The following is a 21,523-nucleotide window of genomic DNA, read 5'->3' as shown; positions in this document are numbered from 1 at the left end:
ACGGCGGGGCTCCGTGACCGTGGGCGCGCCCTGATCGCGAGCCTCCTCGCCCGGGTACCCGGTGCTCCGCGGGGAACGGCCTACACCGGGTTGACGCGGGCCTGACGGGCGAGGAGGTCCGCGAAGGCGACGGTGAGGGGGTCGGGGCGGGTGCGGGTGTAGGCGGTGAGGGTGCGCCGGACCGGGGGGTCGGGGCGCAGCAGGGTGCCGTCGAAGTGGGCCGGGACGATGGTGGCGGGGACGAGGGCCGGGCCGAGGCCGGCGGCGGCCAGGAGGGGCGCGGCGGACGTCTGTTCGGCGCGGACGGCGGCCTCGGGGCGGAAGCCCGCCCGGGCGCAGACGTGGTCGAGCAGGTCGGCGAGGCCGTTGTCGGGGGCGTAGTGGACCCAGGCGCGGTCGGCGAGTTCGGTGAGGGCGACGGTGCCGGAGGGGCGGCCGGCCAGCGGGTCGTCGGCGGGCAGGACGACGGTGAACTCCTCGACGCCGAGTTCGCGGATCGGCCCGGTCCAGCCGGGCGGGACGGGGCCGATGGCGAGGTCGGCGCGGCCGGCCGTCATGGCGTCCTGGAGCCGGTCGGCGTGGGAGTACTCGCGCAGCCGGATCCGCACCCCGGGGTGGCGGCGCCGCCATTCCCGCAGGACGGGCGGCAGGATGCCGAGGCTGACGGAGTAGATGACGGCGACCTCCAGTTCGCCCTCCTCCAGGCCCGCGGTGCGCCGTGCCGTCGCGGTGAGGCGTTCGGCCTCGGCCAGGGCGGCGCGGGCGTGCGGCAGGACGGCCCGGCCGGTCGGGGTGAGGCGGACCGAGCGCGGCAGGCGTTCGAGCAGGGGGCCGCCGAGGGTGGTCTCCAGGGCCCGGATCTGGTGGGACAGCGCGGGCTGGGTGACGTGCAGCCGCTCGGCCGCGCGCGTGAAGGAGCCGGTGTCGACCACGGTGACGAGGTATTCGAGCTGCCTGAGCGTCGGCATTGTCATGAAGGGATTTTATGGCTCCGGTAGAAAACAATCCTTGGACTCATCGCAGGGGGCCGGGGGAGAGTTGTGGCGTGGCCGACGGAGAGATTCGATCGGCGGTCAACTCGACTACCCCATAAAGGAGTTCATCCATGTTCAAGGACACTCAGCGGATCGTCGTCGTGGGTGCCGGTTCGCGCACCGGGCAGGCCCTCGCGAAGGCGGCTTCGGCCGCCGGCGCCACGGTCGTGCTGGCCGGGCCGGACCCGCGCAAGCTGGAGTGGACGGCCGGCGAGCTGTCGGGGCCGTCCGAGGTGATCGCGCTCGACCTCACCGACGAGCGGTCCATCGTGGAGTTCGCCGGGGCCGTCGGCCGGTTCGACCACCTGGTCTCGACCGCCGCGGTGCCGGCCAACGGCCCGCTGGAGGACCTCCGGCTGGAGGACGTGCAGCGCGCGTTCGCCGCCAAGGTGATCGGCCCGCTGCTGCTCGCCAAGCACCTGGCGGGGCAGGTGTCCGAGAACGGCTCGTTCACCTTCTTCTCCGGAGTCGCCGCCTGGCGTCCCGCGCCCTCGCGCACCGTGATGGCCACGACCAACGGCGCACTGGCCTTCCTGGTGCAGGCACTCGCGGTGGAGATCGCCCCGGTCCGGGTCAACGCGGTCTCCCCCGGCATCGTCGACACGGGCTCCTGGGACGGCCTGGGCTCCGACAAGGAGGCGTTCCTGCGGGGCGTCGCCGAGCGCAACCCGGCCCGCCGCGTCGGCAGCCCGGAGGACCTGGTCAAGGCCGTGTTCTACGCCATGGACAACCCGTACGTCACCGGCACCGTGCTGCACGTCGACGGCGGCGGACGCCTCGCCTGACCACCGCCGGTCCCGACACCCCTCCACCGATCCGAGGAACGAACCGCCATGCGCCGACAGACCTTCATCCGCACCGCCGCCATCGCCGCGGCGGTGTCCGTCCTCGCCGGCGGCTCCACCGCCGCCGCCTCCGACCGCACCCGTCCGGCGGACACCCACGCCTGGCCGCAGCGCCTGGTCGACCGCTCGCCCGACCTCGTCCAGCCGAAGTCGCTCACCGTGGACCGCTCGATCGGCACCCGGCGCGCGGCCCAGGAGGTCCACCTGGCCCAGCAGCTGTACACGTTCTGGAACACCGGGCAGCGGAAGTACCTGGACGCCGCGGTCGCCCCGGAGTTCAGGGACAACACCCTGCCCGAGGGCCGCCCGCAGGGCCCGGCCGGCCCGCTCTTCGCCTCGAAGGACTTCCGCACCGCCGTGCCGGACCTGACCTGCGAGCTGTCCGACGTCCTGATCGCCGGGGACCGCATCACCGCCCGGCTGGTGTTCCGCGGCCACTTCACCGGCACCTTCAACGGCGTCCGGGGCACAGGCCGGCGCGTCGACTTCAACGCCATCGACATCCAGCACGTCGGCACCGACAGGATCGTCGAGGACTGGCACATCGAGGACAACCAGACGCTGCTGACCCAGCTGGGTGTCAGCGGCTGAGCCGGACGCGCGGGTCGGCCGGCGTCCCCGCCTGCTCCGGCCCTCGTCGAGCGCGGCCGCGTGAACGGGCCCCGCCCCTTGCCGTCAGTCGTCGGCAGCCGCGCCGAGCGCGGCCCAGGCGGTGGTGACGCAGCCTTCCTCCCGGTCCCACCGGCCCTCCGCGTCGCCGTGCTCCAGCAGGGCGCGGACCGCCGGCAGGTCCGGGGTGGGCGGGACGTCCAGGGCGACCGTTCGGAAGCGCTCGACGCCCTGCGGGCGGGCTGAACAGCGCGACATCCGTTCCGGCGCACACGAGCACCGATCCGTCCGGACGGATCGCAAGGGTGACGGCCGTCCGATCCGTCGACGGTCAGGCTGCTCCGAACCAGAGTCGGAGCGCCTGCCGGAGCCCTTCGGGATCGGCGTCCTGCGTGGCGGTGCGCAGCCAGGCGGTGTGGCCGTCGGGCCGGAGGAGGACGGCGTGGACGTCGGCCCGGCCGGAGCAGGTCGCGCTGACGAGGTCCACGCGGTCCGCCCATCCTGCCGCGGAGGCGCGGAGGGTGTCTCCTCCCGTCAGATCGAGCAGGACGCCGCGCCCTGGGGCGAGCAGTTCGCTGAGGCGGGTCCGACCGTCGCCCGTGGTCAGGGCGAGGTCTGGGGCGAGACGGCCGAGCCATGGATGGCCGGTGCCGGGGACGGTCTCGTAGCGGGTGTCCAGTCCGGTGACGGTCTCGGCGAGGGCGCGGTTGCCCGCGGGGTGGCGGGCGACGCGGGTGAGCAGGTCGGTGAGCGGGCCGAACCGGTCGTCAGATTCACCGGGTTCGCCGAGTTCACCGAGTTCACCGAGTTCGCCGAGCAGCACCTGGGCCCGGGTGTTGGCGAGCACGTGCGCGCCGGCGGCGTGGCGTTCGGCGTGGTAGGTGTCGAGCAGGTGGGCGGGCGCGGTGCCGCGGACGGTGGCGGCGAGCTTCCAGCCGAGGTTGAACGCGTCGTCCAGGGCGAGGTTGACGCCGATCGCCCCGGCGGGCGGGTGGATGTGCGCGGCGTCCCCGGCGAGGGCGATCCTGCCCCGGACGTACTCGGCCGCCTGCCGGGCGGCGTCGCCGAAGCGGGTGAGCCAGCGCGGGGCGCGCAGTTCGACGTGACGGCCGAGCGCCTCGTCGACGGCGGCCTGCAGGAGGTCCAGGGTGACGGGCGTGTCCTGGTCGGCCGGCGGGTGCCGGTCGGTGGTGATGATCCGGACGTAGCCGGGGCGGGGTATCGCGAACACGCTGCCGCCGGGTCCGGTGCTCACACCGAACGGCAGCTCCTGGGGATCGGCGGGTTCGACGTCGCCGAGGAGGGAGAAGCGGGTCGCCGCCGTGCCGGGGAAGTCGATGCCGGCCCGCTTGCGGACGGTGCTGCGGCCGCCGTCGCACCCGACCAGGTACGCGGCCCGGATCCGGTACTCGCAGCCGTCGGCGGACACGGTGGCGGTGACGGACTCGAAGTCCTGTTCCAGCGTGAGCAGTTCGTGGCCGCGCCGGATGTCGGCACCCAGGTCGAGGGCGTGCTGCTCCAGGATCTCCTCGACCCGGGTCTGCGGGATGCCCAGCGAGTACGGGTGGCCGGTGTACGCGCCCGCGAGGGTGAGCGTCACGGGCAGGCCGGAGAACGCGGCGTGCGGCACCCGCCACCCCTCGGCGATCAGCCGCTCGGCGAGGCCGCGCCGGGCCAGCAGGTCCAGGGCGCGGGCGTTGAGGTTGAAGCCGCGGCAGTGGTCCGGCCGCCACGGGTGGCGTTCGAGCACGACGGTGTCGACGCCGGCGAGCCGCAGTTCGCTCGCGAGTAACAGGCCGGCGGGGCCGGCTCCCACGATCAGCACCTCGGTCATGGGGTGGTGCTCCCCTTCTCGCCGGTCGGGTCGGACCAGGTCCAGCCCTGTTCGGTCCGCTCGGCCCTGGGCCAGGCGAGGCTGCCGTCGCGGATCTCGGCGATCGTCCGCCGCGTCCAGAGCAGTTCGGCCTCCCAGGCGTGCAGCGCGCACTCGACCTCGATCATGAACAGCCGGGGCACGCCGCCGGTGCCGACCGTGCCGGCCAGCACCGCGCCCGTCTCCTCGATCCGCCGGGCCAGGTGCTCCGCCCGTTCGGACAGCGCCTGCGCCGCCCCGTCCGGGCCGAGTGCGCCGAGGTAGGACACCGCGGCCATGAACTTCGGGTACTCCGCGACGGGTGTGCGCAGCAGTTCGTCGATCCAGCGGACGAACTCCTCCTGCCCCAGGGCGGTGACCGCGTACACGGTGCGCTCCGGCCGGCGGCCCTCGCGCGCGGTCTCCTGCGGCTCGATCCAGCCGTGCCGCACGAGCGACTCGACCGTGTCGTACAGCGAGCCGGAGTTGACCTTGAAGCTGCTGTCCTTGTGCCGCTCCCGCAGGGTGGATGCCATCTCGTACGGGTGCATCGGCCGCTCCTGCAGCAGGCCCAGCACGGCCAGGGCCAGCGTGTTGGAGATCCTTCGCTTCGCCATCGACATGTTCCGCCAATCTCTGGTCGGTTCCTAGTAGCCGGATCCGACTATACGGATCCGGCTACTCGAAGTGAAGGCGAACATCTCCGACGGAGCATATTTGAACGCGTTCAATTGAGGCGCTACGCTCGAAGCCCGTGATCGGGGATCAGGGATCAGGGACCAGGGGGAAGTCATGAAGATCGTCATACCCGGCGGCTCCGGCGCGCTCGGCACCCTGCTCGACCGACGTCTGACGGCCGCCGGGCACCACGTCGTCATCCTCAGCCGCCGGCCCCACGGACCCCGTCAGGTCTGGTGGGACGGGCGGCACCTCGGGGCCTGGGCCACCGAGGTCGACGGCAGCGACGTGGTGCTCAACCTCGCCGGGCGCAGCGTCAACTGCCGCTACACCGAGGAGAACCGGCAGGCCATGATGGACTCCCGGGTGCTCTCCACCCGGGCCGTCGGCCGGGCGATCGCCGCCGCCGGCCGCCCGCCCGCCGTCTGGCTCCAGATGAGCACCGCCACCGTCTACGCCCACCGCCACGACGCGCCCAACGACGAGCTCCACGGCGTGATAGGCGGCGCCGAGCCCGACGCCCCGGCGTCCTGGCGCTACAGCATCGACATCGCCCGGGCCTGGGAGGACGCCCAGGCCGGGGCCGACACCCCGGGCACCCGCCGCCTCGCGCTGCGCACCGCCGTCGTGCTCGGGCCGGAGCGCGGCGGCGCGTTCGACTCGCTCTCCTGGCTGGCCCGGCTGGGCGCCGGCGGGCCGATCGCGGGCGGCGCGCAGTACGTGTCCTGGATCCACGCGCGGGACTTCGTCCGCGCCGTCGAGTTCCTCGTCGCCCGGGACGACCTCGCCGGCCCGGTCAACCTCGCCGCCCCGCACCCGCTGCCCCAGCGCGAGTTCATGCGCGAGCTGCGGGCGGCCTGGGGCATGCCGCTCGCCCTGCCCGCCACGCGCTGGATGGCCGAGCTCGGCGCCTTCGCACTGCGCTCGGAGAGCGAGCTGCTGCTGAAGAGCCGCCGCGTCGTGCCGGCCAGACTGCTGGAGGCGGGCTTCGCCTTCGAGCGCCCGGACTGGCCGCAGGCCGCCCGCGACCTGGTGCGGCGGCTGCGCGGGCGCTGAGGGCCCCGGCCCCCGGGCGACCCCGAGTGGCTGGCGCACCCGTGACGGGACATGCTCGTTGGGGCGCCCGAGCGGCGCAGGACCCCGAGTGGAGGCGACAGTGACGGGTGTGACCAGCGCCGATCTCCTGGTGGACACGTTCGGCCGGATCCGGGAGGAGGTCGCCGGCGTCGTCGACGGGCTCTCCCCCGAGCAGCTCGCGTTCCGGGTGCGGGACTCGGCCAACTCGATCGCCTGGCTGGTCTGGCACCTCACCAGGATCCAGGACGACCACCTCGCCGACGCCGCCGACCGCGAGCAGACGTGGACGGCGGAGGGCTGGGCAGAGCGATTCGCCCTCCCGTTCGCCGCGGCGGCCACCGGCTACGGTCACCGGCCCGCGCAGGTCGCCAGGGTGATTGCCACCGCCGATCTGCTGCTGGGCTACCACGAGGCCGTCCACGCCCGGACGGTCGACTACGTGCGCAGACTGAACGGCCCCGCCCTCGCGCGGATCGTCGACGAGTCGTGGGACCCGCCGGTCACCCTCGGGGTGCGGCTGATCAGCGTGATCTCGGACGACCTCCAGCACGTCGGCCAGGCGGCCTACGTGCGCGGACTGCTGGGCGGGGGCTAGCAGCGCGGAACCGGACGGCCCGGGGCACGGTCGGGCCGAATCGGGTGGGATGGGACGATACGTGCCATGTCAAGCACGTCTCCCTCGGTCCGGGACACCGCCGCCCCGCCCGACCCGCTCCGCCGCCTCCTGCTCGACCTGGGCGACGCCCTCCTGGGCGGCGGTCTGCCCGTCCACGACGTCGAGGAGGAACTCCACGGCCTGGGGCGGGCGCTGGGGGCACCCGGGGTGCGGGTCGCCGCCCTCACCAACGGGCTGTTCGTCTCGCTCGGCGCGGACGACGCCACCGCGTTCCGGCCCGTCGGCGCCGCGCTGCGCTTCGAGCAGACGGCCGACGTCCTCCACCTGGTGCACCGGCTGCGCGCCGGCGGGCTCGACGGGCCCCGGGCGCTCGCCGAGCTGGACGCGATCCGGCGGGCGCCGGCCCGCTGGCCGGCGTGGGTGGCGGACCTCGGGGCGCTGCCGGTCGGGGTCGGGGTGTGCATGTTCCTGCAGCCGGTCGCCGCGAACGTGCTGGCGGCGGGCGCCGGTTCGCTGGTCGTCGCGGGGCTGACCGTGCTCGCGCGGCGGCTGCCGTCGCTGCGGCCGCTGCTGCCCGTCACCGCCGGGTTCCTCGTCGCGTTGCTCGTCCTGGCGCTCGCGCGGGCCTCGCTGCTGGACGGCCCGCTGCGGACGATCGTCGCCACGCTGGCGATCCTGCTGCCGGGCGGGCTGCTGGTCACCGGCCTGTCGGAGATCGCCGCGGGCTCGGCCAGCGCCGGGACGGCCCGCCTGGTGTCCGGGGCGGTGCAGCTCGCGCTGTTCCTCGCCGGGGTGGCCGCGGCCGCCACCGCGATCGGCATGCCCGCCTCCGCGCTGGCCAACGTCCAGGTGGCCAAGCCGAGTTGGTGGGTGATCGGGCTGGGCCTGGCGATCGCCGTCGCGGGTGTCGTGATCAACGTGAACACCCCGCCGAGCGCCGTCCCGTGGATCGTCGCGGTGATCGCGGTGAGCGTCACCGTCCAGGTCGTCGTCGGCTCCGAGCACGGCGCGGCGATCGGCGGCCTGGCCGGGGCGGTCTCCGCCGCGGTCGCCGCCACCCTGGTGCACTGGCTGCCCGGCGGGCCGCTGTGGCAGGTGCTCTACCTGCCCGCGTTCTGGATCGTCGTGCCGGGCTCCTTCGGCCTGCTGAACACCGCCCAGATCGAGGTGGGCAACGGGGCCCAGTCGGTGCTGGCGGCGGTCTCGGCGGTCTTCGGGGTGTCGATCGGCACCCTGATCGGCTCGGTGATCAGCCGCGTTCCCCGTCCGGCGCTCCTCACCCCGGCCGCCCGGGTCTGAGCCGGTTCACAGCCGGCTCCGAGCCGGGTTCTGAGCCGGTTCTCCGGGCGGGTCGATCGACCCGCCCGGAGAACCGACCAGGCCGGTCACGGGTGGCGCAGCGCCTCGGTGAGGTGGTTCGCCGCCTCGATGACGGCCTGGGACAGGCGTGCCCCCGGGTGCCGGGTGAGCCGTTCGATCGGGCCGGAGACGGTGACCGCGGCCACCACCCGGTTGGACGGCCCGCGCACCGGCGCCGACACGGAGGCGACCCCGAGCTCGCGCTCGCCGATGGACTGCGCCCAGCCCCGACGCCGTACGCCGCTGAGGGCCGTGGCCGTGAAGCGCGCCCCCTGGAGCCCCCGGTGCAGGCGCTCCGGCTCCTCCCAGGCGAGCAGGATCTGGGCGGCGGCCCCGACCTTCATCGGGAGCGTCACCCCCACCGGCACGGTGTCGCGCAGACCGGAGAGCCGCTCCGCGACGGCCACGCAGATCCGGACCTCGCCCTGACGGCGGTACAGCTGGGCGCTCTCGCCGGTGACGTCCCGCAGGTGCACGAGCACCGACCCGGCGGCCGCCAGCAGCCGGTCCTCCCCCGCCGCCGCCGACAGCTCGGCCAGCCGGGGGCCCAGGACGAACCGGCCCTGCAGGTCCCTGGTGACCAGCCGGTGGTGTTCCAGCGCGACGGCGAGCCGGTGCGCGGTGGGGCGCGCCAGGCCGGTGGCGGCGGCGAGCCCGGCCAGGGTGGTGGGCCCGGACTCCAGGGTGGCGAGGATCGCGGTGGCCTTGTCGAGCACGCCGACGCCGCTCGTGAGCTCCATGGATGGGTACTCCAGTCTCGAATCCGCGGCCGGTGGGTGGTCCGGCCCGCGGGGGCTCCCCGCGGGGAGCGGGGGGGTGGTCAGCGAGAACGGGCCGGAGAAGTCGGCCGGATGCCTGCGCCGGGCACGAGACGGGTACGCGGAAGGGCCGGGGCGGGAAGCGCCCGGGCGAAGGACAGCACAGAGAGCACCGTGTCTCCTCATCTTTCCCGCGCCACGTTGGCGACAGGCCGGAGTTGGCACTGATCCCGGACGGCACGGCGCGTACTTCGGACGCCGGGTCGAACGGGGAGTTGCCGGGGCTTCGTAGGGCCGGTCCCTCCACCCCTCTGGATGATTCGCGAGGAACGATACAAGATTCCCGGGGCCGCCCGCCAAACCTCCCCCCGCCCTCCCCTTCCCTCCCCCGCCCCGCGTCCCGGCGGTTCGTGGCAGCACGGCTCCCGCCGGGCCCGGCCGACGGGGCTCCCCCGTCGACGTCGACGCGGCGCGGGCGGCCGGGATGACGGGGGCGGCCACCGCGAGCCCGCCGACCTCCGCGGGCTCGCCGGCGCCCGTCCTGAGCGTCGACCACAGATCTGTCGGACCGTCAAAGTCCTTTCTTGTTAAGGACGATCACCGCGACTCCTGTTCTGAATCGAGTCGCCGGCGTCGCGGATCCGGACATCTGTCACGGTTTCGAAGCGGCAGTGCCACGACTTCGCATATCCCTCACGCCGCCGCGACCGGAGCTCTACCGTTTGACCGACGGTCCTTCCCGACCGTCCCCGAGCGGGAGGGCGAGCACATGAACGGTCGCCAGGGTCCGGTCGTGCGGTCGGGGGTGGTCGACGTGGCGCTGTGCGCCGCCGCGGCCCGCTCGTCCGGCACGGGCCAGGCCCACGACGGCGTGCAGGACCTCGCGACCGGTACGGGCTTCGGCACCGGGAATCAGCGGATCACCGGGGCCTCGACCACGTTCTCGGTCGGCCAGACCGCCTACGTGGCCTTCATCACCGACGCGGGCGCGGCCGGGTGGACGACGGGCACGCTGCGGGCCGACGCCTGCGGCGGGGACACCGGCGGGAGCGAGACGAAGACCTTCGTCCTGCGCGAGGCCTCCACGTGGTGCAGCTGGTTCGTCGGGCCCGGCTCCTTCACCGACGGCAACCGGAGCCCGTGCGAACTGGTGCCCGGGCAAGGACCCCAAAACGTCAACTGAACCCCACGAGAGAAGGGTCGGAGCCGTGCAGCCCGTCAAGATCAGCGTCCAGTCCGGAGCACTCGCCGCCATCGGCGTGATCGCGTTCATCGACAGTTTCCTCCCCTGGTACACCGTCACCGAGAAGTCGGGCGCCACGGGCCTGCTCACCCGGTACGCGGCGAGCGGCAACGCCTGGGACGTGGGCGCCGGCGCCTGGATCCCGGTGATCGTCCTCGTGGCCGTGGGCATCATGGCCGCCCTCCCCGCCATCGGCCGCGGCCTCCCGGCCCGCCAGGGCCACGTCACCAACCTCGTCCTCGCGGCGGTCGCCACCGTCATCGTCCTGCTCCGCTGGCTCACCTACCCGTCGATCCCGGTCGGCGAGTCCGCCTTCATCGACGCCGGCGCCGACGTCGGCACCTACCTCGGCGTCCTCCTCTGCCTCGCCGCCACCGGCGCGGCCTACCTCGGCTTCACCGCCAACGGGGGCACCCTGGACAGCTTCACCAAGATCTTCCGCACCCCGTCCGCATAGGGGCCGTCGCGGATCCGGCCGAAGGCGCGGGGCCCGACGGGCCTCGCCGCGTCCCACGTCCCTCAGGCGCCGCACTCGCCGTCGTCGACGAACGACGCCCGCCGTGCCGAGGTCGGCCGAGCGCGGCGCGGGCCGTCCCGACCAGCAGGTCCAGCAGGAACTGCTGGACCAGGTGGTCTCTATGCCATGCCGACGGCCCGATGGGCGGGCGTCGGGCGGTCTCCGGTCGGGGGGCGGCTCAGGCGACGGTCCAGGTCGGCGAGGCGCCAGGCCGGTCTCGATCGCAGGCGGGCCGCGACGGCCGATACGGCTCCGGGGGCGTATCCGCAGGCCTGGACGATGCGTTCGGCGGCCTCGTGCTCGGCGGCCACCCGGCTCGCGCCCACCACTCTCGTCAGGAGCAGCAGTGCCTCCTCCTCGGTGAAGGCGCCCAGTCGGTGCGGCGCGACGCCCTCCAGGCCGGTCAGTTCGTGTCGGCTGGTGATCAGCACCAGGCAGGTCGGGGAGGCCGGGAGGAGGTCCCGGACCTGGGTGGCGGTGGCCGCGTCGTCGAGCACGACGACGGCCCGCTTGCCGTGCATCCGCTCCCGGAACAGCGCCGCGCGCTCGGCCGGGACGGTCGGGACGCGGTGCGCGGGGACCTCCAACTGCCGTAGGAACATGCCGAGTACGGTACTGGGGTCGGCCGGCGGGTGCTCGGGGTCGCAGCCGCGCAGGTCGACGTACAGCTGGACGTCGGCGCAGCGGCCGGCCCGGACGAGGTGGTGTGCGGCGTGCAGGGCGAGCTGGGTCTTGCCGATCCCGGCCGGGCCATCGATCGTCGAGACGACCGCGGCGCCGCTGGCGAAGTGCCGTACGAGCCAGGCGAGTTCCCGCTCGCGGCCGGTGAACGTCGCGAGGTCGGCGGGCAGTTGCCGCAGGACGCCGACCGGGCCGCAGGCCCGCGCGTCGGCGTGCACCCGGGTGCAGGCCGCGCGCCAGCGGGCCGCGTCCGCCTCGCCGGCGCCGAGTGCCCGGACGACGGCCAGGACGAGGTCCGGGTCGAGGCGGCGGCGGTCCGGCTTGAACACGTCGGCGACGGTGGTGTGGGAGACGGGCTGCGGCGGGCGCAGCAGCGGGCCGACCCGCTTGGCGAGCGCCCGGAGCGACGGGCCGCCGGCCCAGAGCCGCAGCCGCTCCAACGCCCGGATGAACTCGGCCAGATCGGCCGCGTCGGCCGGATCCGGCGCGCCCGTACGCTCGTCCTGCTTCACGGGGTGGAGTGTAGGCGGCCGGTCCGACATCCGGCCTACCGCGGGCTCAGGCCGTTCAGGCCGCCCTGCACCTTCCGGGCCACGTCGGGGGGAGCGTTCCGCACCTCAGGCCCTCGCCCACCGTCTCTGGCCAGGCGGTGCGGACCGGCTCCTCGAGGTCCTCGGTGAACACGTGCCTCGGCAGGCCGAACCGGAGTCGGCGGCCGGGGTCGCCCGGGAGGCCGCTCTCCCCGGTGACGAAGGTGTCCAGCGCGATGATCCGGTCCAGGGTGCGGGCCAGGAACCCCGGGGTGTCCCGGGTGGTGGACAGCGGCGTGACGCCCGCCGAGGGATAGCGCCCGGCGCTGGGGCGCAGGCCGTAGACGCCGTGAGCGCGGCCGGGATGGTGACCGAACCGCCGGTGTCCGTGCCCAGTCCGGCCGCGGCGATCCCCGCGGCCACCGCGGCGGCCGTCCCGCCGCTGCTGCCGCCCGCGAACAGGGCCGGGTCGGCGGCGTTGCCGACGGCGCCGAAGGTGTGGTTGCACGAGGTGGCGCCCAAGGAGAGTCGTGCATGTTCGTCTTGCCCAGGACGATCGCGCCCGCGGCCCGCAGCGCCGCGACCACGGGCGCGTCGGCGCCCGGGACGAAGCCGGTGAGCGCGGGTGTGCCCGCGGAGTTGGGCAGGCCGGCAACGTGGATGGTGTCCTTGACGACTAGGCACCACGCCTCCCGGCCGCCGCGCGCGTCACGGCGGGCCGCCTCCGCGAGCGCCTTCCCGGCGTCCAGCGTGATGAACGCGTTGAGGTGCCCGACGGCGGCGGCCCGGCCGAGCGCGGCGGACACGGCCTCGTGCGCGGGGCCCGGCCCGCCGGTCCCGGATCGGGCATGGGGTCGTCTCCTTCGCACTCGCACGGGTCGAGGGCCGTACCACCCGCTCAGGCCGTCGTCATGCCGGGACCAGCCGCCAGCTCAGCGCCCACGGGACGAACAGCGCGCCCGCCGCGAGCAGGGCCGGCGGCGCGGTGCGGGTGCGCCATGCCGTCGCGGCCAGTGTCGCCGTCAGGGCCACGACCGTGACGGCCGTCGCCTGGAGCAGCCGCCAGAGGAGTTCGACGCCCGTGCTCTCCGCGTTGGTGGCGAAGACGAACGCTACGTACGCCGGGGCACCGACCACCGTGGCCGTGCCGAGGCCACACAGCCAGCGGGCCACCCGGCCACGCTGTTCCAGCGCTCCTCCGAGGAAGCCCACCAGGATGAGGAGCCCCGCCGCCCACTGGACGGGCGCCGACTCGTACCACGGGCCCGTGTTCGTCGCCCGGCTCGCCACCGTCTGTGCCGGGGGCTCGGCGGTGGTGGACCGGGGCGGGCGGCCCTCGACGACCTGGCTCGTCCAGGCCGTCATCGCGTCGAGGTAGCCGGGGCCGTCCACGCCGTCCGTCGTGCGGCGGCCGGTGTGGCCGGCCCCGGGGACGAAACCGATGGTGGCGTGCTCGTTGCCGGCGCCGGCGAGCTCGCGCCGGAAGATCTCGGCGCTCTCCTTCGGCGGGACGATGCCGTCGTGCTCGCCCCACAGGGCCAGTACCGGTTGGCGCAGGTGGTCCAGGGCGGGCAGCGGGTCGTGCTCGCCCTCGGGGAACACGCCGGCCGCGCCGAGCAGCCGGGTGAACGGGCCGTCGACGGCGCGGCGCAGCGAGGCGGGGGCGCCGCGGTGGGCGAGGTGGGTGTCGAGGCCCCAGAGCTGGGTGCGCAGGGGTGTGAGGCCCGGGCCGCCGATGGTGATGACGAAGGCGGCGTCGGTGGAGCGGTTGGCGACCAACGGCGCCACCCAGCCGCCCTCGCTGAAGCCCCAGAGGCCGACGGCGCCCGGCCGGACGCCCGGGTGGGAGCGCAGCACTTCCAGACCGGCGGCGGCGTCGTCGGCGAGGAGGCCGAAGTCCCGGTGCAGGGTGGAGTAGCCGGTGGTGCGCTTGTCGTAGACGAGGGTGGCGATGCCGGCCCGCGCGAAGGCCTGCGCCTCCGGGAGGTAGTCCTCGCGCGGGCCGGGTCCGCCGCCACCGATCAGGACGATGCCGGGCAGGGCGTCGTGGTGTCCGGCCGGTTCCAGGACGGTTCCGTGCAGGGTGAGCCCGTCGCCGCCCTGGAACGTGACCTCGGTGCGAGCCGGATCCGGTGAGGAGGCGGACGCGCGGGCCGGCGACAGGGCGACGGGCAGCGTGAGCGGGAGCGCGGTCAGGAGCGCGGTCAGGAGACGGGCGGCGCTCCGGCGCATCGACGGGAGCCGGGCTGCCATGACGCGTAACCTACCCACGCCGCCCGCCGCGTCGCAAAGACGGCTCTCGGAGGACAGCCGTCACACGAAGAACGCGTTCATGCCCGGGACGTCCGACACGTAGGTCTCGATCGCGCCGATCCGCTCCCCGCGCAGGAAGCACACCGTGGCCAGGTGCTCGTCGAGCACCCGCCCGTCGCGCTCGGCCGTGTTGTGCAGGGACAGGGCGAGGTTGTCGCGGCTGAGCAGGGTGCGCCGGACGTCGAAGTGGACGCCGTAGGAGGCGATGAGGCGGATCCGCTCGATCACGGCGTCGACGCCGCGGACCTGGCCGGAGACGGTGTTGTCACCGGGCAGCGTCCACACGACGTCGTCGGTGAGCAGCGAGCGGATCAGCGCCCAGTCGGCCGTGGTGAGGCCGAGGCGGAAGCGGTCGGCCAGGGCGAGGCGCTCGTCGGTGCCGGGGGCGGCGGGAACGGACATGGTGGTGGACCTCCATCGCGGGGTGGGCTTGCCGGTACCGAGCCTCGCCGAGGGCCGAGAGCGAACGGAAATGCCGTCCGCGACGGCGGACCATGCGCCGCGCGCATAATGTCCGGATGATCACGGAAGAGCTGCGCTGGTTCCTGGCCGTCGCCGAGACCGAACACGTCACCGATGCGGCCGCGCTCGTCGGCACCACCCAGCCGACGTTGTCCCGCGCGATCGTCCGGCTCGAACGGCACCTCGGCACGCAGCTGTTCGACCGGGACCGCAACCGGCTGCGGCTCAACCAGGCCGGCCGGGTGTACCGGCGGCACGCCCAACGCGCCCTCGACGAACTGGAGTCGGCGCAGGACCGGATCGCGGCGCTGCTCCCGGCGCCGGCCGAGCCGCTGCGCCTGGCCTGCGCGCACTCGCTGGGGTCGTGGCTGCTGCCGGAGCTCCTCACCGCCTACCGGGATCACGCGCCCGGCCACGCCGTCGACGTGCGCGAGGGCTCGGCGGCGGCCGTGCTCGACCTGCTGGCCGTCGGCGCGGTCGACCTCGCGCTCACGGGCCCGCAGCCGTCCCCGCCCGGGTACGGCTGGCTGCCGCTCGCCGAGGAGCGGCTGGTGCTCGCCGTCCCGGCCGGGCACCGGTTGGCCGGACGGGCCGGGGTCGGCGTGTCCGAGCTGACCGACGGCGGGTTCGTGATCATGCGTCAGGACGTCGGGCTGCGGGAGGTCACCTGCGGCGTCTTCCACCGGTCCGGGGTGACGGCCTCGGTCGCCGCGGAGGCGGACACCGTCGCCGGGATCCTGGACCTGGTCGCGGCCAGGCGGGGGGCGGCCCTCGTCCCGGCCGGGGCCGTGGCCGGCCACCCGGGGATCGAGACCGTCCCGCTCACCGCCGCCGACGCCCATCGCACCGTCGGCCTCGCGTGGCGGCGCGGCCGCCCGCTGCCGGCGCCCGCGCGAGCGTTCCGCGTCCTCGCCGGCCGCGGACGCCGAGCTCCCCGTCCGGCCGGACCGGCGGGTCAGCGCGGGGCCGGGTCGGCGGTCCAGCTGGCCAGGAGACGCAGGGCGTCGGCGGTGGGCGAGCCCGGTTCGACGTTGTAGACGCACAGGGTCTGGTCGGGGTCGCCCGGGGGCTGGAGGGACTCGTACGCGAAGTGGAGTTCGCCGACCTCGGGGTGCACGTAGGACTTGCTGCCGTGGGTGCGGCGCAACACCTTGTGGTCGTTCCACCAGGTGGTGAACTCTGGGCAGCGCAGGGTGAGTTCGCCGACCAGGTCGGCGAGGCGGCGGTCGGCGGGGTGGCGGCCGGCCTCCAGGCGCAGGATCGCGACGGTCTCGGCGGCGATCCGGGGCCAGTCGCCGACCTTGTCGCGCGCGGCCGGGTCGAGCAGGTAGTAGCGGGCGAGGTTGCGCTGGGTGGCCGGGAGCGCGTCGAAGTCGGTGAGCACCTCGCGGGCCAGCCGGTTGGCGGCGAGCACGTCGGTGCGTCGGCCGATCACGAAGGCGGGCACGTGTTCCAGGGTCTGCAGCATCAAGTGCAGCCCCGGGCGGACGCGTTGGGGTGCGGCCCCGCTCTGGCGGGGGGCACCCCCGGGGCGGGCGAGCAGGTCGTCGAGGTGTTCGCGCTCGACGGGGTCGAGCCGGAGCGCGCGCGAGAGCGCGTCGACCACCTCGACGGACGGGCGGCCGGAGCGACCCTGTTCGAGGCGGGTGTAGTACTCGGTGCTCATCCCGGCCAGCCGGGCGACCTCGTCCCGGCGCAGGCCGGGCACCCGGCGCGCCCGGCTCCCGGCGGGCAGTCCGGCCCGCTCCGGGGTGATCCGGGCCCGGCGGGAGCGGAGGAAGTCGGCGAGCTCGCTGCTGCGGTCCATGACCCCATTGTCGGGCAGCGGCGGCGGCCGCGGGCGGGCGGAAGGTGGCCCTGCCAGTACCTGGTCCGGGCGGGCCTGGTACGGCGCTTCCGGAGGCGTCCGGCGGTGGTCTGATGGTGGTGCGGCCGGCGGAGACCGGCCGAGCAGGACTCCGATCCCCTTACCTCAAAGGTGCATTCGCATGCCTTCTCACACCCCTGTCCAGTCCCTCGCCGGCCGGGTCGCGGTCGTCACCGGCGCCTCCAGCGGGATCGGCGAGGCCACCGCCGAGAAGCTGGCCGCGCTCGGCGCGGAGGTCGCCGTGCTGGCCCGGCGCGCGGACCGGCTGGACGACCTGGTCGCCCGGATCCGCAAGGAGGGCGGCTCCGCGCTGGCGATCGCCGTCGACGTCACCGACGCCGCCGCGGTGCGGGCCGCCGCCGCGCGGGTCGAGGCCGAACTGGGCACCGCCGACCTGCTGTTCAACAACGCCGGGGTGATGCTCCCGGCGCCGGTCGAGGGCCTGGCCACCGACCAGTGGCAGCGGCAGATCGACCTGAACATCGGCGGCCTGATGAACGTGATCGGCGCGTTCACGACCCAGCTGGTCACGGCCGCCGCCGAGCGCGGCGTCGCCGACCTGATCAACACGTCCTCGATCGCCGCCCAGAACATCTTCCCCACCTTCGCCGTCTACTCCGCCTCCAAGGCGTACGTCTCCCACCTCTCCCGCCACCTGCGGGCCGAACTGGGCGCGAAGCACGTGCGGGTGTCGGCGATCGAGCCGGGCATCGTCGGCACGGAGCTGCAGGACCACGTCACCGACGCGGGCGTGCAGCAGTGGCTGGCGGACTCGCAGGAGACGATGGAGTGGCTCACGCCCCAGGACGTCGCCGAGACGATCGGCTTCCTGGCCGCCCTGCCGCCGCGGGCCAACCTGCAGCAGGTCACCATCATGCCGACCGGGCAGCCCGGCTGAGCCCGTCGGCGGGCTCCGGGCGCGGCTGCCCTCCGCGCCCCGGCCCGGGGTTCAGTCGCCCCCGAGCCGCTCCCGGACCGCCGCCGCCTGCCCGTCGTCGCCGAGGCCCTCGAAGAGCGCCAGCGCCTCGGTCCACGCCTCCCGCGCGGCCGTCGCGTCGCCGGCCGCGAGCTGCGCGTCGCCCGACGCGCGGACCGCTTCGGCGAGGAGCTGCTTGTCGCCGAGGAAGCGCAGAAGCTCGATCTGCTCCCGGTAGCCGCCGACCGCCCGCTCGGCCTCGCCCCGGGCCGCGTGCACCGTGGCCAGGTGGCCGAGCAGGATGGCCAGGCCGCGCCGGTTGCCGACCTTGCTGCTGTCGGCCCGGACGGCGGCGGCCACCGCCCGGTTGTCCTCCAGCGCGAGGAGGAAGTAGCGCTCGGCCTCGTCGAGGTCGCCCAGCGTCTGGTGCACGGCGCCGAGGCTCAGCCGGGCGGTCGCGCGGCCCCCGATCGCCCCGGACTTCTCGAACACCTCCAGCGATTCCTCGTACACCGCCAGGGCCTTCGGGTAGTCCTCGCGGAACTGGTGCACGCCCGCGATGTTGAGCAGGAGCGGTCCCATCCGCACCCAGTCCCCGAGTTCCCGCAGGATCGCGCTCGCCGCGCCGTAGCACCGCTCCGCGTCCTCCAGCCGCCCCAGCATCCGGTACGCCAGCCCCAGCCCGCCGGTGACCCGGGCCTCCACCGCCCGGTCCCCGAGCGCCCGCGCGGCCTCCACCGCGAGCTCGTGCCCGGTGGCGGAGTCCCGCAGGTGGTTGCGCAGCGCGGCGACGAACTTCCGTGCGACGGCCAGCTGCCAGACGATGTCGTGGAGGCCGAGGTCCCGGGCCGCGAGCTGGACGGCGGTCAGGTTGTCCCACTCGCGGTCGAACCAGGTCAGCGCCTCGTCGTAGGAGTCGAACGTCGCCGGGCCGTGCTCGCTGGGCGTGGTGGGGAACGGGAGGTCGGGCGTGTCGACGGCCTTCGCGGCGTTGTAGGCGGAGTGCAGGAACCACCGGGCGAGGCGTTCCACCGCCGCGTCGCCCTCGGTGCCCGGCTCCCGGGCCGCCGCCTCGGCGGCGTAGCTGCGCAGGAGATCGTGCAGTTCGTAGCGGCCGTAGGTCTTCTGCTGGAGCAGGTGCTCGTCCTGGAGCAGTTCCAGCAGCGCCTCCGCGTCCTGCTCCGGGAGGTCCGCCAGGGCCGCGACCGCCGGGACGGTGTAGTCGACGCCGGGGTGGCGGCCGAGCAGGCGCAGCACGCGCTGCGCGGGGCCGGGCAGTCCGCGGTAGGAGAGGTCGAAGACGGGCCGCAGCGTCCTGCGGCCCGACCCGATCGCGTCCGGCGCTCCTCCGCGCAGCGCGTGGGCGAGGTCGGCCATGCTCCAGGCGGGCCGCGAGCGCAGGCGTCCGGCGGCGAGGGCGACGGCGAGCGGCAGGTGGCCGCACAGCTCCACGACCTCCCCGGCGGCCGTGGGTTCGGCGGCGACGCGTTCGGCGCCGGTGATCCGCGCCAGCAGTTCCGTCCCCTCGTCGCGGCTGAAGACGTCGAGCGGGAACAGGGCGGCGCCGTCGAGCGCGGTCAGGCTGCGCCGGCTGGTGACCAGGACCAGGCACCGGGGGCTCGCCGGGATCAGGGCCCGGATCTGCCTCTCGTCGGCCGCGTTGTCGAGCAGCACCAGGGCGTCCCGGTCGGACATCCGGTCGCGGTACATCGCGGCGCGCTCGTCGAGGCCGTCCGGCACCTGCTTCGCCGGGACGCCCAGCCGGCGCAGGAAGCCGCCCAGGAGCTCGGCCGGGTCCCCGGGCGGGTGGTCGGGGTCGAAGCCGCGCAGGTTCGCGTACAGCTGGATCCCGGTGTACCGCCCGGCGGCGACGAGCCGGCGGGCGACGTGCACGGCGAGCGTCGTCTTGCCGACGCCGCCCATCCCCTCGATGGCCGAGATGACGACCGTCGGGGTGCCCCCGGCGGTGTCCGGCACGGCCGCGACGAGCGCGTCCACCTCACGGGCGCGGCCGGTGAACGTCGCGAGGTCCGCGGGCAGGTGGCGCAGGACCGCGTCCGCGCCGCCCGTCCTGGCCTCCCCGTGGACGCGCACGCACGCCCGGCGCCACCGGTCGGCCTCGTCGTCGGACAGGCCGAGCGCGCGGACGATCGCGACCACCAGGTCGAAGTCGAGGCGGCGGCGGTTCGGCTTGAAGGCGTCGACCACCGTGGAGGCGGCCACCGGCTGCGGCACGGGCAGCAGCCGGCCCACCGACCTCGCCAGCTCCCGGTACGACGGCGCGCCCGCCCACGACCGCAGTCGCCCGAGCGCGTCGATGAACTCCGCGAGGTCGTAGGCCTCGTCCGGATCCGGCACCGCCTGCCCGCCGAGCACGCTCCACCCCCCTCGGGACACGGCCGAGACTCCTCGGCGCCGGGCCAGTGTACGGAGCGTGTTGACGTGCACACAGGGGTTTGGTGATCCGGGTTCGCTCGACAGCCCGCCCGCGTGCGCGGCCGGCAGCGGGCCGTGTCGCCCGCGAGTGGGCGGTGTCCGACGTCTTCTCCACGCCGCCCGACGTCGACGTCCTCGCCGACTTCCTGCGCGAACTCGCGGCGCTCGCGCGGCGGGCCGTCGCCCGCGAGCAGCGCCTCTACTGCTGGATCTGCCCGTAATCGAGGGCTCTGTGGCAGGTTGGAGGCATGAGCGACACGACCACGCCCCCGCCCCACACACTGATCGTGCTGCGTCACGCCAAGTCCGCGTGGCCGGCCGGCGTGCCGGACGAGGAGCGCCCGCTGGGCCCGCGTGGGCGCCGCGACGCGCCCGAGGCCGGCCGATGGCTGCGCGACCGGGGGCTGCTGCCGGACATGGTGGTCTGCTCACCGGCGCGGCGGGCGCGCGAGACCTGGGACCTGGCCTCCGCCGAACTGCCGCAGGCCCCCTCCGCGGCCTTCGACCCCCGGGTCTACACCGCCGACGCCGACGACCTCGTCCAGGTCCTGCGCGGCCGGCCCCGCCACGCGGCGACCGTCCTCCTGATCGGCCACAACCCGGCCCTGGAGGACCTGGTCCTCGACCTCGCCGCCGACACGGGCGGCGAGGCCCTCGACCGCGTCCGGGAGAAGTACCCGACGAGCGGCCTCGCCGTCCTGGAAGTCACCGGCGAATGGGCCGCGTTGGGCTCGTCCCCGGCCCGCCTCCGCGACTTCGCCGTCCCCCGCGGGCCTCGCTCCTGACCCGTCCGCCCACGGTAGCCGGGCACGCGGGGTGTTCGAGTGCCGACGGGGGGCGGTTGAACGCGGGTGGGGTGTTCGCGGGGGCGGGGGTGGTGGGCGGGTGCGGGGGCGGTGTACTCGTTGCCGGGTCGGATCCGTGCGGACCTGGGAGTTCTCCGTGGTGGGACAGCAGAGCGGGGCGCGGGTCGCCCTCGTGACCGGTGGGGCGTCGGGGATCGGGCGGGCGGTGGTGGAGGACCTCGCGCGGCACGGGCACCGGGTGGTGGTGCTGGACCACGAGGAGCCGCGGGAGCCCCTGCCCGACGGGACGGCCCTGGTGCTCGGGGACGTGCGCAGCGCGGCGGACAACGAGCGGGCGGTGCGCACCGCGGTGGAGGCGCACGGCGGGCTGGACGTGCTGGTCGGCAACGCCGGGATCCACGACGGCGGGGTCGGGCTGCGCGACCGGCCGGCGGCCGAACTGGCCGAGCTGGCGCGGCGGGTGCTGGACGTCGACGTCGTGGGCTACCTGCTGGCGGCCAGGGCCGCGGCGGAACCGCTGCTGGAGCGGCGCGGCGCGATGGTGTTCACGCTGTCCGACGCCTCGTACGTGGTGCGCGGCAACGGTTCGGGGGTCGCCTACGCGATGGCCAAGCACGCCGCGGTCGGGCTGGTCCGGCACCTGGCGGCGGACCTCGCGCCCCGGGTGCGGGTGAACGCGGTGGCCCCGGGCGGCGTGCTGACGGGGCTGCGCGCGGCGGTGGGGGCGGAGGGGTCGGCGGAGGTGTTCGGCGATCCGGACGGGATCAGCGCGGTGATCCGGGACTTCAATCCGCTGCGCGTGGTGCTGACGCCCGCGCAACTGGCGCCGCTGTACCGCTTCCTGGCCTCGGACGACGCGCACGGGATGACGGGCGAGGTGCTCCGGCCGGACGGCGGCCTGGACGTGCGCTGAGGGGCACGGAC

The 21,523-nt window shown here is 75.0% G+C and carries 22 protein-coding genes, 2 pseudogenes and 1 riboswitch; of the genes and pseudogenes, 12 read left to right on the top strand and 12 right to left on the bottom strand.

The annotated features are described in order from the left end of the window. Window positions 1–80: 80 nt before the first annotated feature. Window positions 81–974 (bottom strand): LysR family transcriptional regulator, encoded by an 894-nt coding sequence (locus tag PUR71_RS16440; RefSeq protein ID WP_329927736.1) that lies wholly within the window; start codon window positions 972–974, stop codon window positions 81–83. A 131-nt stretch (window positions 975–1,105) separates the two neighbouring features. Between PUR71_RS16440 and PUR71_RS16435 the strand changes: the two genes are divergently transcribed. Together PUR71_RS16435 and PUR71_RS16430 are read left to right on the top strand one after the other, a co-directional pair. Next, entirely contained in the window at window positions 1,106–1,819 is a 714-nt protein-coding gene (locus PUR71_RS16435; RefSeq protein ID WP_329927735.1) for an SDR family oxidoreductase, read from the top strand. A 48-nt stretch (window positions 1,820–1,867) separates the two neighbouring features. Beyond that, entirely contained in the window at window positions 1,868–2,470 is a 603-nt protein-coding gene (locus tag PUR71_RS16430) for an ester cyclase (protein WP_329927734.1), read from the top strand. An 84-nt stretch (window positions 2,471–2,554) separates the two neighbouring features. On the opposite strand, the gene PUR71_RS16425 is transcribed toward PUR71_RS16430, so the two are convergent. The 3 genes from PUR71_RS16425 to PUR71_RS16415 all read right to left on the bottom strand — a co-directional run bounded on the left by PUR71_RS16425 (window position 2,555) and on the right by PUR71_RS16415 (window position 4,957). After that, window positions 2,555–2,746, bottom strand: a complete 192-nt coding sequence (locus PUR71_RS16425; RefSeq protein WP_329927733.1) for a hypothetical protein — start codon at window positions 2,744–2,746, stop codon at window positions 2,555–2,557. A 73-nt stretch (window positions 2,747–2,819) separates the two neighbouring features. Continuing rightward, window positions 2,820–4,322, bottom strand: coding sequence for an FAD-dependent monooxygenase (locus tag PUR71_RS16420; RefSeq protein ID WP_329927732.1), 1,503 nt, complete (start codon window positions 4,320–4,322; stop codon window positions 2,820–2,822). After that, window positions 4,319–4,957 carry a PadR family transcriptional regulator gene (locus PUR71_RS16415; RefSeq protein ID WP_329927731.1) on the bottom strand — a complete coding sequence of 213 codons (639 nt, stop codon included), beginning with the start codon at window positions 4,955–4,957 and terminating at the stop codon, window positions 4,319–4,321. The genes PUR71_RS16420 and PUR71_RS16415 overlap by 4 nt, the downstream gene beginning before the upstream one ends. 175 nt (window positions 4,958–5,132) lie before the next feature. Between PUR71_RS16415 and PUR71_RS16410 the strand changes: the two genes are divergently transcribed. The 3 genes from PUR71_RS16410 to PUR71_RS16400 all read left to right on the top strand — a co-directional run bounded on the left by PUR71_RS16410 (window position 5,133) and on the right by PUR71_RS16400 (window position 8,010). Continuing rightward, window positions 5,133–6,074, top strand: a complete 942-nt coding sequence (locus PUR71_RS16410) for a TIGR01777 family oxidoreductase (protein ID WP_329927730.1) — start codon at window positions 5,133–5,135, stop codon at window positions 6,072–6,074. A 109-nt stretch (window positions 6,075–6,183) separates the two neighbouring features. Then, the gene (locus PUR71_RS16405; protein WP_329927729.1) at window positions 6,184–6,690 is read left to right on the top strand and encodes a mycothiol transferase; all 507 of its coding nucleotides are present in this window, start codon (window positions 6,184–6,186) and stop codon (window positions 6,688–6,690) included. 66 nt (window positions 6,691–6,756) lie between these two features. Beyond that, a complete protein-coding gene (locus PUR71_RS16400; RefSeq protein WP_329927728.1) occupies window positions 6,757–8,010 on the top strand; it encodes a threonine/serine exporter family protein in 1,254 nt (417 codons plus the stop codon). Between the two features lie 86 nt (window positions 8,011–8,096). Here the strand turns inward: PUR71_RS16400 and PUR71_RS16395 are convergent, their stop codons facing one another. Continuing rightward, window positions 8,097–8,810, bottom strand: a complete 714-nt coding sequence (locus PUR71_RS16395; protein WP_329927727.1) for an IclR family transcriptional regulator — start codon at window positions 8,808–8,810, stop codon at window positions 8,097–8,099. 197 nt (window positions 8,811–9,007) lie between these two features. After that, window positions 9,008–9,150: riboswitch (SAM riboswitch) on the bottom strand. 447 nt (window positions 9,151–9,597) lie between these two features. On the opposite strand from PUR71_RS16395, the gene PUR71_RS16390 reads away from it, so the two are divergent. Together PUR71_RS16390 and PUR71_RS16385 are read left to right on the top strand one after the other, a co-directional pair. Next, window positions 9,598–10,011, top strand: a complete 414-nt coding sequence (locus PUR71_RS16390) for a hypothetical protein (protein WP_329927726.1) — start codon at window positions 9,598–9,600, stop codon at window positions 10,009–10,011. Window positions 10,012–10,036: 25 nt separating this feature from the next. Then, a complete protein-coding gene (locus PUR71_RS16385) occupies window positions 10,037–10,528 on the top strand; it encodes a hypothetical protein (RefSeq protein ID WP_329927725.1) in 492 nt (163 codons plus the stop codon). Window positions 10,529–10,707: 179 nt separating this feature from the next. Here PUR71_RS16385 and PUR71_RS16380 read toward each other — a convergent pair whose 3' ends face one another. The 5 genes and pseudogenes from PUR71_RS16380 to PUR71_RS16370 form a co-directional block, all read right to left on the bottom strand. Further along, window positions 10,708–11,781 carry an NB-ARC domain-containing protein gene (locus PUR71_RS16380; protein ID WP_329927724.1) on the bottom strand — a complete coding sequence of 358 codons (1,074 nt, stop codon included), beginning with the start codon at window positions 11,779–11,781 and terminating at the stop codon, window positions 10,708–10,710. A gap of 55 nt (window positions 11,782–11,836) precedes the next feature. Continuing rightward, window positions 11,837–12,321, bottom strand: a pseudogene (locus tag PUR71_RS41315) (amidase family protein). Window positions 12,322–12,338: 17 nt separating this feature from the next. After that, window positions 12,339–12,605: pseudogene (locus PUR71_RS41310) on the bottom strand (amidase family protein); the annotation flags it as partial. Between the two features lie 103 nt (window positions 12,606–12,708). Continuing rightward, window positions 12,709–14,052, bottom strand: a complete 1,344-nt coding sequence (locus PUR71_RS16375; protein WP_329927723.1) for an alpha/beta hydrolase family protein — start codon at window positions 14,050–14,052, stop codon at window positions 12,709–12,711. 60 nt (window positions 14,053–14,112) lie between these two features. Beyond that, window positions 14,113–14,514: a nuclear transport factor 2 family protein gene (locus PUR71_RS16370; RefSeq protein ID WP_329927722.1), complete on the bottom strand. Its 402-nt coding sequence runs from the start codon at window positions 14,512–14,514 to the stop codon at window positions 14,113–14,115. Between the two features lie 116 nt (window positions 14,515–14,630). Here PUR71_RS16370 and PUR71_RS16365 point away from each other — a divergent pair, with 116 nt between their 5' ends. Further along, window positions 14,631–15,611, top strand: coding sequence for a LysR family transcriptional regulator (locus tag PUR71_RS16365; protein WP_329927721.1), 981 nt, complete (start codon window positions 14,631–14,633; stop codon window positions 15,609–15,611). On the opposite strand, the gene PUR71_RS16360 is transcribed toward PUR71_RS16365, so the two are convergent. Continuing rightward, on the bottom strand, window positions 15,530–16,381 hold the full coding sequence (locus PUR71_RS16360; RefSeq protein ID WP_329927720.1) for a helix-turn-helix transcriptional regulator: 852 nt from the start codon (window positions 16,379–16,381) through the stop codon (window positions 15,530–15,532). The genes PUR71_RS16365 and PUR71_RS16360 overlap by 82 nt on opposite strands. A 181-nt stretch (window positions 16,382–16,562) precedes the next feature. On the opposite strand from PUR71_RS16360, the gene PUR71_RS16355 reads away from it, so the two are divergent. Next, the gene (locus tag PUR71_RS16355) at window positions 16,563–17,339 is read left to right on the top strand and encodes an SDR family oxidoreductase (RefSeq protein WP_329927719.1); all 777 of its coding nucleotides are present in this window, start codon (window positions 16,563–16,565) and stop codon (window positions 17,337–17,339) included. Between the two features lie 51 nt (window positions 17,340–17,390). Here PUR71_RS16355 and PUR71_RS16350 read toward each other — a convergent pair whose 3' ends face one another. Then, window positions 17,391–19,754: an ATP-binding protein gene (locus PUR71_RS16350; RefSeq protein ID WP_329927718.1), complete on the bottom strand. Its 2,364-nt coding sequence runs from the start codon at window positions 19,752–19,754 to the stop codon at window positions 17,391–17,393. A gap of 134 nt (window positions 19,755–19,888) precedes the next feature. Here PUR71_RS16350 and PUR71_RS16345 point away from each other — a divergent pair, with 134 nt between their 5' ends. From PUR71_RS16345 to PUR71_RS16335, 3 genes are all read left to right on the top strand, one after another. Next, on the top strand, window positions 19,889–20,014 hold the full coding sequence (locus PUR71_RS16345) for a hypothetical protein (RefSeq protein WP_329927717.1): 126 nt from the start codon (window positions 19,889–19,891) through the stop codon (window positions 20,012–20,014). 27 nt (window positions 20,015–20,041) lie between these two features. Continuing rightward, the gene (locus PUR71_RS16340; protein ID WP_329927716.1) at window positions 20,042–20,578 is read left to right on the top strand and encodes a SixA phosphatase family protein; all 537 of its coding nucleotides are present in this window, start codon (window positions 20,042–20,044) and stop codon (window positions 20,576–20,578) included. Between the two features lie 157 nt (window positions 20,579–20,735). Next, window positions 20,736–21,512, top strand: coding sequence for an SDR family oxidoreductase (locus tag PUR71_RS16335; RefSeq protein ID WP_329927715.1), 777 nt, complete (start codon window positions 20,736–20,738; stop codon window positions 21,510–21,512). Window positions 21,513–21,523 lie beyond the last annotated feature (11 nt).

The sequence above is a fragment of the Streptomyces sp. SP17BM10 genome (assembly GCF_036322405.1).
GTDB lineage: Bacteria > Actinomycetota > Actinomycetes > Streptomycetales > Streptomycetaceae > Kitasatospora.
Note: the sequence above shows the minus strand (reverse complement) of the source record. Positions and strands in the feature narration are given on the sequence as shown.

Excerpts from the sequence above, each read along its gene's own strand:
- PUR71_RS16435 (WP_329927735.1), top strand. The coding sequence starts at position 1,106 with ATGTTCAAGGACACTCAGCGGATCGTCGTCGTGGGTGCCGGTTCGCGC.
- PUR71_RS16355 (WP_329927719.1), top strand. The coding sequence starts at position 16,563 with ATGCCTTCTCACACCCCTGTCCAGTCCCTCGCCGGCCGGGTCGCGGTC.
- PUR71_RS16430 (WP_329927734.1), top strand. The coding sequence starts at position 1,868 with ATGCGCCGACAGACCTTCATCCGCACCGCCGCCATCGCCGCGGCGGTG.
- PUR71_RS16365 (WP_329927721.1), top strand. The coding sequence starts at position 14,631 with ATGATCACGGAAGAGCTGCGCTGGTTCCTGGCCGTCGCCGAGACCGAA.
- PUR71_RS16360 (WP_329927720.1), bottom strand. The coding sequence starts at position 16,381 with ATGGACCGCAGCAGCGAGCTCGCCGACTTCCTCCGCTCCCGCCGGGCC.
- PUR71_RS16410 (WP_329927730.1), top strand. The coding sequence starts at position 5,133 with ATGAAGATCGTCATACCCGGCGGCTCCGGCGCGCTCGGCACCCTGCTC.
- PUR71_RS16390 (WP_329927726.1), top strand. The coding sequence starts at position 9,598 with ATGAACGGTCGCCAGGGTCCGGTCGTGCGGTCGGGGGTGGTCGACGTG.
- PUR71_RS16420 (WP_329927732.1), bottom strand. The coding sequence starts at position 4,322 with ATGACCGAGGTGCTGATCGTGGGAGCCGGCCCCGCCGGCCTGTTACTC.
- PUR71_RS16370 (WP_329927722.1), bottom strand. The coding sequence starts at position 14,514 with ATGTCCGTTCCCGCCGCCCCCGGCACCGACGAGCGCCTCGCCCTGGCC.
- PUR71_RS16415 (WP_329927731.1), bottom strand. The coding sequence starts at position 4,957 with ATGGCGAAGCGAAGGATCTCCAACACGCTGGCCCTGGCCGTGCTGGGC.
- PUR71_RS16395 (WP_329927727.1), bottom strand. The coding sequence starts at position 8,810 with ATGGAGCTCACGAGCGGCGTCGGCGTGCTCGACAAGGCCACCGCGATC.
- PUR71_RS16400 (WP_329927728.1), top strand. The coding sequence starts at position 6,757 with ATGTCAAGCACGTCTCCCTCGGTCCGGGACACCGCCGCCCCGCCCGAC.
- PUR71_RS16375 (WP_329927723.1), bottom strand. The coding sequence starts at position 14,052 with ATGGCAGCCCGGCTCCCGTCGATGCGCCGGAGCGCCGCCCGTCTCCTG.
- PUR71_RS16440 (WP_329927736.1), bottom strand. The coding sequence starts at position 974 with ATGACAATGCCGACGCTCAGGCAGCTCGAATACCTCGTCACCGTGGTC.
- PUR71_RS16425 (WP_329927733.1), bottom strand. The coding sequence starts at position 2,746 with ATGTCGCGCTGTTCAGCCCGCCCGCAGGGCGTCGAGCGCTTCCGAACG.
- PUR71_RS16340 (WP_329927716.1), top strand. The coding sequence starts at position 20,042 with ATGAGCGACACGACCACGCCCCCGCCCCACACACTGATCGTGCTGCGT.